This window comes from Rhodococcoides fascians A44A (genome assembly GCF_000760735.1).
Classification (GTDB): domain Bacteria; phylum Actinomycetota; class Actinomycetes; order Mycobacteriales; family Mycobacteriaceae; genus Rhodococcoides; species Rhodococcoides fascians_E.
In genome coordinates, this window is record NZ_JMEX01000008.1 from 1,551,977 (window position 1) to 1,568,092 (window position 16,116).

12 protein-coding genes are annotated in these 16,116 nt (G+C 66.1%); 1 reads left to right on the forward strand and 11 read right to left on the reverse strand.

The window, feature by feature from the left end; translation table 11 throughout:
* Positions 1-185: 185 nt before the first annotated feature.
* The gene (locus BH95_RS19640) at positions 186-392 is read right to left on the reverse strand and encodes a hypothetical protein (protein ID WP_037183616.1); all 207 of its coding nucleotides are present in this window, start codon (positions 390-392) and stop codon (positions 186-188) included.
* Positions 389-922 carry a hypothetical protein gene (locus BH95_RS19645; RefSeq protein ID WP_037183618.1) on the reverse strand — a complete coding sequence of 178 codons (534 nt, stop codon included), beginning with the start codon at positions 920-922 and terminating at the stop codon, positions 389-391. The genes BH95_RS19640 and BH95_RS19645 overlap by 4 nt, the downstream gene beginning before the upstream one ends.
* 328 nt (positions 923-1,250) lie before the next feature.
* Between BH95_RS19645 and mobF the strand changes: the two genes are divergently transcribed.
* A complete protein-coding gene (mobF, locus tag BH95_RS19650; RefSeq protein WP_037183619.1) occupies positions 1,251-5,294 on the forward strand; it encodes a MobF family relaxase in 4,044 nt (1,347 codons plus the stop codon).
* A gap of 341 nt (positions 5,295-5,635) precedes the next feature.
* Here mobF and BH95_RS19655 read toward each other — a convergent pair whose 3' ends face one another.
* The 9 genes from BH95_RS19655 to BH95_RS19690 form a co-directional block, all read right to left on the reverse strand.
* Positions 5,636-6,511: a hypothetical protein gene (locus BH95_RS19655; protein ID WP_080738043.1), complete on the reverse strand. Its 876-nt coding sequence runs from the start codon at positions 6,509-6,511 to the stop codon at positions 5,636-5,638.
* Complete coding sequence (locus tag BH95_RS30015) at positions 6,508-6,678, reverse strand: recombinase family protein (RefSeq protein ID WP_157773103.1); 171 nt, start codon at positions 6,676-6,678, stop codon at positions 6,508-6,510. Before BH95_RS30015 ends, BH95_RS19655 begins: the two co-directional genes overlap by 4 nt.
* A gap of 96 nt (positions 6,679-6,774) precedes the next feature.
* On the reverse strand, positions 6,775-7,398 hold the full coding sequence (locus BH95_RS19660; RefSeq protein WP_037183623.1) for a DUF4913 domain-containing protein: 624 nt from the start codon (positions 7,396-7,398) through the stop codon (positions 6,775-6,777).
* The gene (locus BH95_RS19665; protein WP_037183624.1) at positions 7,395-9,242 is read right to left on the reverse strand and encodes a type IV secretory system conjugative DNA transfer family protein; all 1,848 of its coding nucleotides are present in this window, start codon (positions 9,240-9,242) and stop codon (positions 7,395-7,397) included. Before BH95_RS19665 ends, BH95_RS19660 begins: the two co-directional genes overlap by 4 nt.
* Positions 9,239-10,069, reverse strand: a complete 831-nt coding sequence (locus BH95_RS19670; protein WP_037183626.1) for a hypothetical protein — start codon at positions 10,067-10,069, stop codon at positions 9,239-9,241. Before BH95_RS19670 ends, BH95_RS19665 begins: the two co-directional genes overlap by 4 nt.
* Positions 10,066-11,565 carry an ATP/GTP-binding protein gene (locus tag BH95_RS19675; RefSeq protein WP_037183627.1) on the reverse strand — a complete coding sequence of 500 codons (1,500 nt, stop codon included), beginning with the start codon at positions 11,563-11,565 and terminating at the stop codon, positions 10,066-10,068. The genes BH95_RS19670 and BH95_RS19675 overlap by 4 nt, the downstream gene beginning before the upstream one ends.
* Positions 11,566-11,579: 14 nt before the next feature.
* Complete coding sequence (locus BH95_RS19680; protein ID WP_052060090.1) at positions 11,580-13,166, reverse strand: SCO6880 family protein; 1,587 nt, start codon at positions 13,164-13,166, stop codon at positions 11,580-11,582.
* 3 nt (positions 13,167-13,169) lie between these two features.
* On the reverse strand, positions 13,170-15,347 hold the full coding sequence (locus tag BH95_RS19685) for a hypothetical protein (protein WP_037183629.1): 2,178 nt from the start codon (positions 15,345-15,347) through the stop codon (positions 13,170-13,172).
* Positions 15,348-15,355: 8 nt separating this feature from the next.
* Complete coding sequence (locus BH95_RS19690; protein ID WP_037183630.1) at positions 15,356-16,090, reverse strand: hypothetical protein; 735 nt, start codon at positions 16,088-16,090, stop codon at positions 15,356-15,358.
* Between the last annotated feature and the right edge of the window lie 26 nt (positions 16,091-16,116).

The following is a 16,116-nucleotide window of genomic DNA, read 5'->3' on the forward strand; positions in this document are numbered from 1 at the left end:
TTGCGGGTTGCACGAGTAGGCACGTGACCTGCTGACCTGACACGCATGCAATAGCACGATCGTGGAACACCAAACGCACACGAGCACGAGCGCTGCGAAGGCGAAGTGGTGCGTACCCGTGAACCCGCATGGGGCAATATCCGGACTACGCCGGGAAAATCGCCACGCGACGAAGCCTCGCTTCGTTATGGAAGGGTGCTGCGCAATGCGCCAATAGTGGCGGCGACGAAAAATGCAAACAAGATCGAAGCAACAATCACGCTGATGCGGAACACGCCCGCGGCGATGACTCCCGTTGCCCGCAGAGGAGCGAACCGCCAACCAGTCTCTGACTTACCAGCGCGCCACAGCGCTCCTGCGACGATCAATCCGATGGCAACAAATGCGATCACGGTCGTTCACCTCCTACCGCGATGCTGCGTCCGCCCTCGCCATCTGCCCACGAGTCTTCATCTCTCGAGGGCTCGGCAGCGGCGATCGATGCGGAATCTCCAGGGCTCTCGACACTCTCTTCCGTGCTACTCGTGCCACCCGCGTCAATCTCTGCAGCCGGATCGACGTTGGACCGGACTGTCGCACGTGCCGCCATCGTCGATTTGACCAAGCGCGTCGCTTCTGGCACTGAAAGATCCACCAAGGCCGCAATGCTCGCGTATGTCTCACCGCGTTTCTTCAGCTCGGCAAGTGCTCTTGCGCGCCGCTCGCGCGCCGCATCAAGTTTGGTTTCCGCGTCCCGCCGCAACCTCTCGATCCTCGAGGTCACATCGTCATTGATTTTTTGTTCGTCGCGAGTGGCATCGAAATATGAAATCAAATCCTGCTCCTGATTCTTCAAACGCAACTGTGCGTCCGACAATCGCTGCGCATTCGCCCGCCGAGCCCGTTCCCGAGCGCTGACCGGTCCACCGTTCGAGGGAGTCATACGAGACAGGCTACCGCCGACATGCCGGCCGGCGAAAGAGTGTCTCGTACCCACGTTCGCCCTGATTCGTCTGTCCTGCTGCAGCTTTCGTCCCCCAAGGTCCATGTACGTTCTGATTCGTCCGAAATGCAGATACTATCGACTTCGGATTTCTTGTGACTGTTTGCGAAATGACAAACTAAACGCCACACACCTCTTGCACTATTAGTGTCCATGGGCGGAATCTGCGTACTATCGCGACTGTGCCGCGCGATTCCGAAGCAGATTTCGAGCGAGATCGACCCGTGAGATCTCGTCGCGCACCGGCTCGTCGGCGGCGGTGCCCGCGATGATGACCGTTCACGCGCTGCACGCCGGCGACGGCTACACCTACCTCACCCGCGAGGTCGCCAGCGACGACATCCGCCGCGAACGCGGCCAGGACCTCACCGACTACTACGCCGCTGACGGCACCGAACCGGGCATGTGGGGAGGGCGGGCCTCGGCCGAGCTCGGCGTGTCCGGATACGTCCGCGAGGACCAGATGAAGGCGCTGTTCGGGGAGGGCCTGCATCCCGAAGCCCAGGCGTTGATCGAGGCCGCCGTCCTCGACGGTACGAAGGCGAACGCGGCGATCGAGAGTGTGAGGCTCGGACGCAAGTTCGCGAGTTTCCGCAATGAGGTGCCGCTGATGAAGCGCATCCGCGCCGAGATCGACAACGATCGCGCCGCCGGCGGAAAGCCGCTCACCGCTGAGCAGTGCCAGCAGATCCGCTACCGCATCGGAGCCGACGAGTTCCACCGCGAAGTCGGCCGATCACCGGCCAGCGAAGCCGAACTCGTCCGCTACATCGCCTCGCAGCAACGCCGCGAACGCCAACCCGTCGCCGGCTACGACTGCGTGTTCACTCCACAGAAATCTGTCTCGGTTCTCTGGGGCCTGGGCGACGACGACACCCGTGTCGCGATCGAGCGCGCACACAGCGCCGCGGTGAGCGATGTCATCGGCTGGGTCGAGGACAACGCCTCCTACACCCGTGTCGGCAAAGCCGGTGTCGGACAGATCGAATCGACCGGCCTGATGTACACCCGGTTCGATCACCGCGACAACCGCAACGGCGACCCGAACCTGCACACCCACGTCGCGATCTCCACCAAAGTGCAAGGCGTCGACGGCAAATGGCGCAGCCTCGACGGCCGCGTGCTGCACAAGCTCGCCGTCGCCGCATCCGAGCGCTACAACACCCTCATCGAGGAGTACGTCACCCGCGAGCTCGGCACCGTGTTCGCCGACCGACCCGGCACCGGAATCAACAAGCGGGCAGTCCGTGAAATCGAGGGCATCCCCACCGCACTGCTCAGCGAGTTCTCCCGCCGCGACGCCATCGAGTCACGCCTCGAGAAGCTCGTCTCGGACTACCGCAAAACCCACGGCAAAGACGCCTCGACCGCGATGCAGATGCGCCTCGCCGATCAAGCGACCCTGGAAACCCGCAATGAGAAAGCACCCCCGAAATCTCTCGGTGCCCAACGCGCGGAATGGCGCGAACGCGCGCTCGACGTCGTGGGCCGACGCGCCCTGAACTCAGCCTTGAAAACGAGCATTGGGAACACGATCACCGTCACCGATGCCGCCGCGATCGACCACCGCGAAATCGCCCGCACCGCCGTCGCACGAATCGCACAGCAACGCTCGAGCTGGAACCGCTGGCACATCCAAGCTGAGGTCCAACGACAACTGCGGCCGCTGGTGTTCGCCACCGCGGCCGAGCGCGACGCGGTAGCCGAGAAGGTCACCGAAGCCGCGCTCGGCGGGGAGTCGATCCGGCTGACTCGCCAGGTCGATGCGACCCCGGCAGCGTTGCAGCGCAGTGACGGTGCGTCGATTCTGACCGTGCACGGCAACGAGACCTACACCAGCGCAGCGATCCTCGCCGCCGAACACCGCCTCGTCGGTGCCGCCCACACCCCGACCGCGGTCATGGCACCCGGCAACGCCTACGTCGCCGCCCTCGCCGCGCACACCCAACGCAAGGGCTGGGATCTGGGCGCGGACAAGAAAGCACTCGTCGAGCACTTCCTGTTCTCCGGTGCCCTCCTGGCCGCCGGCGTCGGACCGGCCGGCACCGGCAAGACCACCGCCATGCGCGTCGTCGTCGACGCCTGGCGCAGTTCCGGATACAACGTGATCGCCCTCGGGCCTTCTGCAAAAGCCGCCGGCGTCCTAGGCGACGAACTCGGTGTCACCGGCCGCACCATCGCCGACGTCCTCACCCGCCACGAGAACGAACTCGACACCGGCATCACCCCGGGGTCGATGATCCTCGTCGACGAAGCGGGCATGGCCTCGACACACGATCTGGACCGGTTGACCTACATTGCTGCCGAGCACGGCGCAGTGGTCCGACTGCTCGGTGACCCGCAGCAGCTCGCCGCCGTCGACACCGGCGGCGCACTGCGGCTGGTCGCCCGGTCGAGCGCGGCACCGGAACTGGTCGACGTTCATCGCTTCCGCGACAAGGAAGAAGCCGACATCTCGCTGCGACTGCGTGACGGTGATACCTCCGTCGCCGCCTGGTACGCCGCGAAAGACCGCGTGCAGCACGGCATGGCCGACGACCTCGCCGAGAAAGTCTTCACCGCCTGGGCGAAGACCTCGGACACCGACACGACGTCGCTGATGATCGCCAGCAGCAACCACGCCGTCCGCGACCTCAACGACCGGGCCCGCACCGATCGACTCGCCAAGGGACTGGTCAAAAAAGGCGGCAACGACCTGTCCGACGGACTGCGCGCCAGCGCCGGGGACCGTATCGTCACCCGCCGCAACGACACCGGCCTGCGGGTGACCGGTACCCGCGGGGAACGAGTGCGCAACGGTGACTTGTGGACGGTCAAGACCGCGCACCGCGACGGATCGCTGACCGTGCGCCACCTCGAACACGGCGGGCGCATCCGACTGCCGGCCGACTACGTCAAAGAGCACTGCGAGCTCGGTTACGCCGCCACCATCCACCGCTCCCAAGGGATGACCGTCGACCAGGTCCATGTGCTCGTCGACGACACCATGAACCGGCAAGCCCTCTACGTCGCCCTCACCCGTGGCCGCGACGGAAACCAGCTGTATGTGCCTATCGACCGGATCGTCGACCCGCACCTGATCCATGTGCACCCGGACAAGAAGATCGCCGACGAAGTCGTGCGGACCATCATCGGCCGCGACGGCTCGGACGTCTCGGCGACCGAACAGCAACGCGACGCCGCCGTCGCGCACCGCAAGCTCGACTACAACGTGGGCGGATACGAGTACGCGGGCGAGCTCATCGACGCGCACCGCATCGAAGCGATCGTCCGCGAGAAAATGGGCCCGGAGTTGGCGAACACGATGATCGCCGAAGCCGAATGGGACACCTTCGTCCACCAGTACCGCCGCGCCGAGCAGCTCGGCCTCGACGCCGCCCCCACCCTCGCCGCCGCACGCTCGGAGCGCGAACTCGCCAGCGCAGACTCCGTCTCCGCCGTGATGCACTGGCGTCTCGAGAAGCACATCGAGAACGGTGCGGACGAGATGCACGTGTGGGCGCAAAGCATCGAACCGACGCTGCGCACCCAGTTCGGTGAGCACGCCGAGACCATCCTCGGCGACGACGGGGCGTGGCCCGACCTCGCCGCCCATCTGCGCAATGCCGAACGCGCCGGCAAAGACCCCCACGCCGCGATCGTGGAACTGCGCCGCGGTGTCACCGACCCCGACCCGAGTGCAGCGGATCTGCTCGACGACGCCGAACGACGCTGGCCCCTCGGCCGAGAAGCACGCGATCACAGTGCCCCGAGTTGGGTCCTGCCGCCGATGCAGGACCGTGAGGGAATCGACCCCGAACTCGTCGCTTGGAGCCGCCGCCGATACACCGAGATCGCCGAACGCACCCGCGAGCTCGGACAGAACGCCGTCGACGAACAACCCGCCTGGACTCGCCACCTCGGCGAGGTGCCCGACTCCGGCGGTGCCCGACTGCGCTGGCAGATCACCGCCTGCCAAGTCGGGGCCTACCGGGAACAATTCGGCATCGACACCGACCGCACCCTCATCGGAGACCGACCCGAACACGGGGAAGCAGCCCGAGCGTGGGATCAGGTCAGCGCCCGCATCAAGACAGTCACCGCACCCGCGTCGGTACCCGCACACGCAGGCCCCGGACAGCAGTCGGCACCGGTTTCCCAACCTGCGACGCCAGATCCGATCGTCGACACGGACAGGGCGCGACGAGAGGCCGCCGAGCAACGCGCGGCAGAGCAACGCCGCCTCGCCGAGCAGCGCAAAGCCGAACGCCGTGAACAACTGCGCCAGCAACAGGTCCGCCGATCCGGGCCGACCCGTGGACCACGTATCTGAGACCGGACACCCGCATCTTCCGTCGCCATTAGCGACACCGCGCCTGAAGCACCACCATGCGAGCAGCACGTTCGTCGTGTGAACCGTCCGGTGGCGCGAAAAGAAACTAATTCAGGGTATTTGTGGGTGCTGATACCGCGTCGGAGCAGCGTTGGTTACCGGCAGAGTGCAGTTGAACGTGGCGGGCAGGTGGCCTTAGCCTCGGGCTTTCACGCGAATTGACCTCGACCGAGTGTCAGTTCGGAGGGATAGTGCCCTGAACTCGGAAGATTGAACTTGCGAAGGCAACAATCCAGCGAGTTCGAGAGGCACGTCAGAAGAAAGAAAGATCGAGGTTAGCTTTACGACGTTTGGTGCCAGCCTGTCTCGAAGTGCTCAAGCACTGTGTAGAAGTACCACTCAATGAACTTCATACGTTCCTCAAGCCTGTCATTTCGGATGTTGGCAGATATCCCGCTTGTATGCGCTTCTCGGTACCAGGTTGCGACCTCTAGATCCTGATCTATCCAGATCTCGATTCGCCCGGACATGATCTCAGCGTCAGTGGCGGAAGGACACCGCAACCGACCTAAGTACATCGATTCGCCCTCGGCTACGACCGCTGCGGTCTGCTCAGGATCGATTGTGTCCATACCGATGCCGCGCGCACCGGCAACTGGATGTACCTTTGCCTCGAACTTAGTGATCAGCGCACCCATTTTGAACGGCATTCGATGGCGATCTCGCCGCGCCAGATCGTGAAGCCACAGAAGGGCGTTCCCCTTCGCGCCATATTTCGTGTGGTAGGGCTGCATCGACTCAATCGAATCCACAGTCCAGTCCGACATGCCATGAAAGGTGTCGGAATTCCGAATCTGCTCGAACTGCTCAGGTGTCTCCTTGATCGGGAACATTCGCGAACCCTGGCGAGTCGGCGGGTTTGAACCTGTGTCTGCGGCCGCTAGGTCGAAGAACAGATAGTCCAGTCCGCTACGGAGGCTCGCCAACCACTCGCCAAACGCGATCGCGAGATCGGGATGCGCGGAGTACTTAGCTTCGATTACAACGGTGTTGCCGACTACATTGCGGCTCGCTGCAAAGGATCCCGCGTCACGATCTGCCTCCCTAAGCGTGGCCATCTCCAGCCTGTGCTTGACGGCTCGATTGAGTCGTGCTCTCGCATTGGTCAAGTCGAGCGCGATAGGTTGCGGCACTTGGTCCCTTTCGAGATTTTTCACTGAGCTGTCAGACTACTTGCCCGGAGGTCGGCTGCGCGTTGAGAGTTCAGCACGTGCCTGACAGTGCCAGGCTGCCAACGGCCACCTAGAGCGGTGGCGATGTCGTCCGCGATGAGCCCATCGGCAATTGCTTGCAAAGTGGTGCCGGATGCTCGTTGTCGAATCACGCGACCAACAATGTCGTCGATGAGAACCTGCGGTCGTCCGAGGCGTTCTCCATGATCCTTCTTAGCTGCCAAAACGGCAGGGAGTGTGAATGAAGGTCAGGTGAAAGGAACCCAGGCACCCATGCGGGCGTTGAAGGTCCATTCGATGCCTTCGAAGCTGACGGGGCTGTCGGGGTCGGCGGGGTCGAGCGGTTCGGCGAGACTGGAGTCGATCGCCATGTCCATTTCGTCGGCGGGGATGGTGCGCACTTCCTCGGCCGCGTTGACGTCGGCACCCGGTGCAGGCCGGGCCGGTGCCGGTTCGGGGCGGGCGTCGACATCGGCGTCGACGAACTCCTCGATGTCGGCGAGCGTGGCCGGCGGCAACGGCCGGTGCGCGCACCGATCGTGGGTGCAACTGTCGAAGTCCGAGATGTCACGGATACGCGCCATGAGCGGCCGGAACCACTGCGTGTGCCAGGCGGTGAGGTCGTCCCGGTACTCGTCACCGCGGTAGTAGGCATCGGTCCATGCCGCCATCAGGGCGCTCAGTTCCTCGACGACGGGATCGTGGCGGTACCAGCAGGGCGGAATCTTCGTGCCGAGCTCGTAGCGCTCGCGCAGCCACGTGGTCCAGTCGATCAGCTCCGACCACAGGCCCCGCGCCTGCTCGGCGTCGAGATAGCGCCAGGTGAACCGCGACGGCACCAACTCTTCCTGCTCGCCGCCCGTTGCGGTCACGACAGTGTCGTCCCGTCACTGACCTTGTCGAGCACCACCGCGCCGGACCCGGCCTCGGCACGAGGCGCGGTGCCCGATTCCACGATCTCGTCGAACACCTGCTGCGAGCGCAACACGGCGGCACTTGATGGTTTCTCGTCCCACACCGTGGGCAGGTGCACCAGGATCGGCGGGGCGGTCCGGTATATCAGCAGCCCTTGGTCGGGGTCCATCTGGCGGATCTGCGCCGGCGACATCACCGGTACCTCTCGCAGTGTCGGGCCGGACTGGGCGTTGCCGGAGGGCTGCCACTCGTATCGGTCGCCGAGCATCTTCGAGATCGCTTGCAGCTCGTCGCCTTTGAGGCCGGGAAGGATCAGGCGGGCGGGGGAGTTGTCGGCGAACATCTTGCCCGCGACCGCGCCCCAGCGGAGCTTGTTCTGCTCTTCGTTGTGGGCGTAGGCGTGGATGGTGATGCCTCGGCCGCCCGAGTCCGACATCAGATCCGGCAGGCCCGGGATCGGGGCGACGTTGTTGACTTCGTCGAGCTCGAACCGGATCGGGGGATCGAATCGGCCACCGGGCAGGCTCTGCGAGTGGCGATCGGCGAGGTAGTGCACTTCGCTGGCCAGGGCCGCGATGAACGGTGCCGCAGAATTGTCCTTGCCCTTCGACACCAGATACAGCGTGTCCGCACCGGATCGAATGAACTCGTCGATGTCGAACGACTCGCGCATCGGCACATCGACCGCCTTGAGCAGTGCGGGGGAGGCGAGCGGGGCCAGAAGTCGGCTGGCCGCGCCGATCATGTCGTCGGAGGAATCCGATCCGGAGTCGAGGATCTGGCCGAGTTCGGCTTCCCACCCGGGCATCGTCCGCATCAGGATCTCGCGCGGTTCGCGGCCTTTACGCGAGTTCACCCACACGCGCAGCGTTGCCAGATCCGCGCCGCTGATCGCGGCCGCGTGCAGGTAGCAGCGCAGCAGCACCACTGCCTTGTCCTCCCAGTAGCCGCCGTTCTTCGTGTCTCCCATCGGCATTGCCGACACCAAGCTCTGAGCGCGGCGGATCGCCACGTCCGGGTCCTGGCATCCGGAGAGGATCGACCAGCGGATCGGGTCGGGCCATCCGGTGATGTTGTCCGGATCGAAGATCGACACCCGCCCGAGCGCGGCGCGGTGCTCGTACGTCGCCGAGATCAGATCCACTTTCGTCGACGTCACCAGCAAGGTCCCCGGTGCGTCCATGCAGCGCTGATACGCCACGCGCCAGGTTTTACCCGAGCCGGTGACGCCCTCGACGAGCATGCAGTCGTTCTGTTTGATGTAGACGACCCTGTCGGGGTCGACCATGTTGCAGCCCAACGCGATCGCGACCTCGCTCGCGTCCAGTTTCGAGGCCCGCGTGCCCTTCAACGACGAACGGGTGGCGACGGCAGCGGTGCGGACACTCTTGTCGTCGATACCTGCCCGGGCGAGTTCACGTCGGCCGGCGAAACCACGTTGCGCCTGACCGCGGTGGTGCTGCCAGTCGTCGATCTCGGAGCTGATCCACAGGGCCACAGCGGTATACAGCGCACCGAGCACCAGAATGCACACCCAGGTCACCCACGCCGGGCCCGGCTGCGCGGTCGCCGGCCACGCAGCGGCGGGGTCCGACGGGTTCGTGGCCAACCCGCGGAAGATCGAGAACAGCTCACCGAGGCTGGTGGGCATCGCGATCACCTTGCCCGAGACCAGCGAGGAGACCATGCCGCCGCCGGCGACAGCGACCACCAGACCCAGGATCAGAGCGGCACCGACCCAGACCTCGGACGGAACGAACAGATCGCTGGGCCGACGGGGAGGGGATTGCATCGCACTCATCGAACTGTCCTGTCGTCGGTGGAAGAGACACGGCGAAAATAGCTTTCGAGCACGTGCAGCTCGGCGGCGAGACCGACAGCGCAGTCCGCGTCGGCGACCGGGTCGAGGGCGGCGAGGTTGGCTCGTAGCTGCGTGATCCGGATGTACCGGGCCACCGCGGCGGCATCGGTATCGGAGATCGGGGCGGGATGGGTGATCTCGAACCGCCCCTGGTCGGGCAGGTACGTCACGGTAGGCGGGGTCCGTCGACCGCTGCGCTCGGTGATCGAGCGGGCGAGGGCGTGTGCGAGGCGGTGCGCGATGACCGGTGCCCACTGTCCGAGCATTAGTGGCGAGTTCGGCAGTGGATCGGGCCGAGTCGAGAGCACACGCACGTCGACGCCGGTTGTCACAATTACACGGCTACCGGGGCCGAGGTCGCTCCGCCATTGGATCGGCAGGGTGATGTCGTCGACGGCGGCATGGAGAAAGTCCGGTGCCAGTGTCCGCATCGGCTCTCCGCCGAGATCGAGTGCCGGCGCGGTCCGCGCTTTCCTGACGCCGGCGCTGTAGGCCGGGATGGCGGCGAGTGCGCAGGCGATCTCGCCGGAGGTACCGGACACACAGACCTCGTCGTGCCCGTCGACAGTGACGGTGATGTCGGGGCGACCGGCGTCGCGGGCGGCGGCGTGGCTGACGGCGAATCGTGCTGCGGCGGAGGGCGTTGCGAACCTGCCCCCCGTGCTCGAGCGGGTGTCGTCGTACCCGATCGGGGCCGGCGAGCTCACGTCGACGTCGATGGTGCGGGAACGCCCGGCCGCTGACGGCGATGGCGATGAGGTGCTCATGCGGGTGTGACTCCTTTCACGGCGGCATCGGTGTCGGTGAGGGCGATCTCCTGCGGGGAGCGGACGTGTTCCATCAGGATCGGGTCGGCCGAGCCGATCTTGACCAGGCATTCGCCCTGGCCCAGGCCCATGATGATGTCGATGGACCCGGGCGGGAGGTGATACATCTCCGCGGTCTCGCGGGCGTCGTCGTAGCGTTCCTGCGCGAACAGGAACACGATTCCCGCTTCCTGCATGAGCGCCCGGGCAGGGGAATCGTGGGACATGTCGGAGGGGTGATGGAAGGCCGAGACGGTCGACAGGCCCAGTCCGCGAGAGAGTTTCATGTTCGACCGGAACACCGTGCCGGTCGATCCTTCGGCGACGTGCCAGCCTTCCTCGACGATGAGAATGGTCTGCTTGGACACCGACGAGCGGGCCGCGAGCAGGTTCGCCAGCCAGGTGTTGATCACGGTCATCACCACCCGTAGCGCAGGCCCTTCGGTCGGCAGCGCGGAGACGTCGAAGTGTGCGAAGGGGTGCTCAAGCGCCTCCCGGACCTCCGGGGAGGTTTCGGCGTCGACGAGGCCTTTGAGGTCCCGGTCTACCAGGCGCAGCAGGGCCAGGCCAGGCTCATAGCCCCATTCGAGCGAGCGCTCGGACCAGCGGTCACCGAAGTACGAGCCGTCGTCGGTGGACGGCTCGACGAGGCGGCGGGCGAGATCCTCGAGCACCGGTGCACGACCTGTGGCGGCGGCGTCGGCGTTGACCAGCTCCAACGCTCGGCCGACGGCGCTCTTCTCCGGTGTGGTCAGCGGGCGTTCCATCGTGTCGGCGAGGACGGCGAGCACGAGGGCTTCCTGACCGGCCGGGGTGACACCGTCGAGACCGCCGGCGTGTTCACCGCCGGTGGTGATCGCCGGATCGAGCAGGTTCAGTCGCGCCCCGCCGCCACCGGTTTTGAACCGGACCGATTCGACCCCGAGGGTGCGGGCGAAGATGGAGTACTCGCCCTCGCTGCCCTGACGTTTCTTGTCGATGACTACCACCTGGCGGCCGAAGATGATCTGCCGCCACAAAAACGCGGTCTTGATCATCGACGACTTGCCCTTGCCGATGTCCCCGACGACACAGACGTTGATGTTGGAGATGTCGGTGCCGTAGAGCTCGAACGGATCGGTGATCACCAGATCCTGCGAGATCCGGTTCAGGCCCGTCACCGCTCCCTGGTGGCGGGCACTGCGGCGGCTGATGGCCAGGTTCAGCGCTTCGGACTGCCTGGTCGTACTCCACGCACCTTCGGAGCGGGGTTCGTACCAGCCGTAGCGGTCGAGGAGCGCGAACCGCCGAGGCGGCTTACGGCGGGCAATCCGCTTTGGGACCGCCTGCGCGGTCTCGAGGACGGCGACGCCGCCGTCGCCGAGTCGTTCCCGATCGCCGCCGAGCAACCGCGGGCGTACCGGTTGCTCGGTCGCGGCGGATCGGGTGGAGGGACGACGGGTGGTGTGTTGCGGCATCGAAATCTCCTGGGCTACTTGGTGTAGCGCGTCACGGCGAGACCGCGGGCGAAGGGAAGGGTGGTGAACAGGGCGACGTCGTGTGTGTCGTCCTGCCAGGTGATGGTTTTGATTCCTGATTCGTCGGCGGCTTCCTCCACGCGCGTGCACGCCTGCTCGAGGTCGTCTTCGTCGCGGCCGGTGACCGCGATCGACAGGGAGTAGATGGTGCCGTGATGGCCCGAGCCGGGCATCAGATCGGCGCGTCGACGCCCGGACGCGGTGGCCATCACTTCGGCCGAGCCGTCGCCGGTGATGCCTTTGCGTGCGGCGCTTTCCTGCGCCGCCTTGTCCTGGGTGAAGTCTTGGCTGGCCGCTTCCCGGGCGACGGCATCGGGCACGAAATCGACTCGGACACTGACGGTTCGGATCGTCGGGGACGGCGGGTTCTCGTCGTCGCCGATGTCGGGCGCGACCCCGGTCAGCAGCGGCGCGAGCCACAGTGGGCCCAGCGGAATGGGTTCGATGCTCGCCGGCGGGAGGAACCCGACACGGGTGTGCCAGCGGCCGGACACCATGACCGAGTCGTGGCCACCGATGTAGGAGGGCCAGCAGTTCGACCACCTGGCCCCTTGGTGACGATCGAGTGGGTTCGACGGGTCGACGAACGCGCGGATCAGCGCGCAGGTGCGCTGCTCACCGAGGACCTGGACGCGGCCCAGGCCGGCTGCGACGAGTTTGCTCACCGCGCGCATCGTCTCGTCGCGGATCACTTGGGCGACACCGCCTTCGAATCGGGCACCTTTCCCGCCCGCCGCTCGGGCGGCCGCGTGCTCGAAGTGGTCGGTTTGGGGGAATTTGAGCACCACGTAGGCCCGATGCTCTTCCGAGTGCGGCCGGATGGTGTCGATGAGGTCGCCGTAGGACTCCACCGGTGCCCGCAGACGCATGTCGCCGAGCTTTTCGACCTCCCGCTCCACCCAGTCCTCGTGCATGGTCAGATCCGCGGGAATGGAGCGGTGGATCAGCTGCACTCCGCGGATGAGTGAGGTCTTGCGGGCCATCGAGGCGCTGAACAGACCGAACTTCTCCGATGTCGTCGCCCAGGCCGCGTCGGTGCGCAGCCCGCCGGCCAGGCCCTGCACGGACAGGACGACCGTGTAGTAGGCCCGCTCGCCGGGGTTGGCGGTGCGGACGATGAACATCCCGTCCAGGCCGGTGCCGGCGACGTCGAGCGGTGCGGTCCGCCCGAGCGGCACCGGGTACTCCCAGCCGGGGTCGAGATCGGCTACCCCGTAGGCGGGGTCGTCGGCGTTGCGATAGACGTGCTCCCCGCGCCGCATCCGCGTCCAGTTCCGCAACCGGTGCATCTGCCGCGCCGCCAGGGAAACGTCTCCGAATTCGTATGTCGAGGCGAACACCCCGACGTAGAACACGGCCACGAGCCCGACGGTCATCGCGCCCCCGCCCGCGGCGAAGTAGTACACGACGCCGATGATCAGAGCCGCGGTCCAGGTGATGAGCACCGGTGCCGAGATCCCGGTCATGCCGCGGCGCGCGATCTCACCGCCCAGGATGGAGGTTCTCTGCTCGCTGTCGTGTTCGACGGTCTCGGTCGACATCGCTTACCTGCCTTCGGCTTCGGACGGTGCGGACTCGGCACCGGATTTGGCTTTGTTCATCGCCGCCGCTGCGGACTGCGCGGCGATCGGCACCGCCGCGGCCCCGGCCGAGGCGACCGTCGCGGCTGAGCCCATCGCGAGCTTTCCGCCGAGTCGCCCGGCCATGCCCACCGCGCCACGGGTCGAGCTGCCGCTCTTGTTTCCGGCGCCGCCGCTGTGGGCGGCCCCGGTGGTGTGGCCGGGGGTGGAATTGGTCGACGGGGTCGAATGCCCGGATCGGGTGGCCTTGTCGACGCCGTCGCCGGAGCGGGTCGAGCGCGGTGTGACCGTCGACCCGCCTCCGCCTCCGCCGCCTCCGCCGCTGCGGCTGCGGAACAGGGCCGAGCTGCCCACGCCTCCGATGACACCACCGGCGACGGACCCGCCACCGCCGCCGAATCCTTCGGAGTCGGCCTTGGTCGGCAGGATCGGTGCCCACTTGAGCATCGCCCACGGTGCCAGGCCGACGACGACCATCGAGGCCCCGACGAGTACGAGAGCGCCGAGCGAGGTCAGATCTCCCGAGCCGCCGCCGCCCGAGAGCAGAGCGTTGTTCGCCCCGGCGAGCACGATCGCGATGAGCAGGAACAGCATCGGCTTGCTGAGCACGATGCCGACGAACGTGAACAGTGGCCGCAGAGCTTTGGTTCGCCACGTCGGGTGCACCCACATGCCGTAGCCGATTCCGGCGACGCACGCGGTCAGCGGAAGCCCGATCTGGTGCATGAGCAGACCCAGGTAGACCGACATCGCGCCGAGCAGCAGGATGCCGAAGAAGACCAGTCCGACGATCGAGCCGCCGACGACGGTGTCCTTGTTCAGCGTGCCCATCGTGGCGTAGATGTTCTCCACCATCTCGGTGATCGTGGATCCGCTGAAACTGGCGATGCCCTCGGTGAGCACCGTCGCGAACTCGATCACCAGTTGAGCCAGGGCCAGGGAGAACAGCATCATCACCACCCCGGCCGGCATGTAGCCGAAGACGTTGGCCACCAGCTCCGACGGTGAGCCCTTGTGCCGTGATCGCATGATCGCCAGCAGTACCGCCAGCGACATGACCATGATTCCCAGACCTGTCGATCCGGCGTAATAGGTCACGAACCATTGCTGGGTGGGATCGAAGTCGCCGGTCGAGGTGAGCCCGCGCAGCACGGCGTCGGTAAGGGAGAGTGACCCGCTCTTGGTGGCGTTGACCCAGTCGTCGATGACGGTGGTCGGATCGGTGACGAAGTCGACGACGTCGTTCGCTGCCCCCGAGATCCACGAGAACGCCTGCAGGTAGGCCTTGCCGAGCTTGTACTGCGGGGTGGCCGCGATGACCTTGCCGAGGGTGTCCTCGAGGCGCTCGGTGAACGAGGTGTTCTTGTCGATCCAGTTCGCGGTGCCGGCGAACAATCGTCCGATCGACAGATTCCAGTCCTGGCAGCGGCTGGCATCTGCCCGTTCGGCTTTCGAGCAGTCGACGAAGAACGCGTGCATGCAGTACTGGTCGCCCGAGCCCTGCGAGCACGGGTCCGACCAGGCGGCGTCGGGCACCTTGTCGGCACCGGGCAGCGCTTTGATCGCGGTCAGCGAGTCCGCGTCCGGGCTCTGCGCCCAGGCGAAGCCCCACGTGCCCCATTCCTTGGTGCCCCACCGGGCGAGGTCCTCGGCGCAGGTTCCCGTCGGTGGGTGAAAGCTGGTGTCCCCGGCCGGGAACACCGTCGGCAGAGCGTCGGCGGGTGGTTCGGTCCCGTCGGAGACGGCCTGACGGGTGATCTCGGCCGTGGCCTGGGCCTGAGGGTCGCTGCCGACCGCGCCCGCTCCGCCGAGCATGACGGCTTTGTTCTCGTCCGATGCTGTCCAGTACAGGAGCCGGTTTTCGTTCGTGAGTGCTTGGGAGATATAGGTTCCCAGGTCGCCGCCGTGGTCTGCGCAGTTGCCCGTGAACCAGGGCCCGCTCCGAAATTCCTCGGTGCCGCCGATGAATTTCTTGAGATCGTCCGGGAAGTGCGCGGGCAGCCTCGATGCCGGTTGTTGGGCGGTGACCGCCCCCGGTGCGGGGGCGGGAACGGCGGAAGGCTGGGCGAGCGCAACAGCGGGTGATCCGAACAGTGCCACCAGTGCGGCGGTGACCGCGATGAGAACGAGACGGCGAATCATGTTCTCTCCTAGTCGATGTAGAAGGTGTAGTACCCGGCGGTCAGTTGACCGCCGAGCGCGGAATCAGCGGCCGGGTAGGAGGCGTCTTCGGGTCGCGGGCCCTGGCGGTAGGACCAGTCCTTGGCCTTCCAGTCCCCGTCCTGCCAGACCAACGAGATGTCGGTGGTCGCCCACAGAGTGCTCACAGCGACGGTGCCGGTGTTGTTGATGTCGGACTGTGTGGTGGTCATCGACCACACCGAGATCTGCGCGGCATCGGTGCTGAACGAGGACACGTGCACCGCGGCCGGCAGAGTGTTCATGACGTCGCCGCTCTCGTCGCGGTTGCTGCCGAGTTCGATCTCGCGGGCCAGTTCGGCGCCGGGGTCGGCGGCGATCATCGTCGAGCGGACATCGTTCATGTCGATGCGGGCCTGGCTGGCCTGATCGAACGCCTGGAGCACGTTCACCGCGGCCGTCGATGCGCCTTGGGTGTCGCGGGTGTAGCCGCTGGGGACACCGTTGTTCACCGTCGTGGGCCCGTGTACTGCGCGGATGGCATCGCTGCCGCCGGTCTCGTCGGAGCCGCCCGACAGACCGACCACGATCACCGAGACGACGGCGACGATCGCCAGGGCGATGGCCCCGAGAATGATCCAGCGTTTGGATCCGGACTTGCTGTCGGTGCGGCGGTCACCGGCGTCGCTGCCGGTGTTGGGGGAGCTGGGGGGTTCGGAACCGACATTGCGGTAGTCGATGGCCATGATGGGTAACTCGTTTCTGCGGACGG

Bases quoted from the DNA above. Each gene is read 5' to 3' on its own strand.
- BH95_RS19645 (WP_037183618.1), bottom strand. From the start codon at position 922: ATGACTCCCTCGAACGGTGGACCGGTCAGCGCTCGGGAACGGGCTCGG.
- mobF (WP_037183619.1), top strand. From the start codon at position 1,251: ATGATGACCGTTCACGCGCTGCACGCCGGCGACGGCTACACCTACCTC.
- BH95_RS19665 (WP_037183624.1), bottom strand. From the start codon at position 9,242: ATGAGTGCGATGCAATCCCCTCCCCGTCGGCCCAGCGATCTGTTCGTT.
- BH95_RS19670 (WP_037183626.1), bottom strand. From the start codon at position 10,069: ATGAGCACCTCATCGCCATCGCCGTCAGCGGCCGGGCGTTCCCGCACC.
- BH95_RS19675 (WP_037183627.1), bottom strand. From the start codon at position 11,565: ATGCCGCAACACACCACCCGTCGTCCCTCCACCCGATCCGCCGCGACC.
- BH95_RS19680 (WP_052060090.1), bottom strand. From the start codon at position 13,166: ATGTCGACCGAGACCGTCGAACACGACAGCGAGCAGAGAACCTCCATC.
- BH95_RS19685 (WP_037183629.1), bottom strand. From the start codon at position 15,347: ATGATTCGCCGTCTCGTTCTCATCGCGGTCACCGCCGCACTGGTGGCA.
- BH95_RS19690 (WP_037183630.1), bottom strand. From the start codon at position 16,090: ATGGCCATCGACTACCGCAATGTCGGTTCCGAACCCCCCAGCTCCCCC.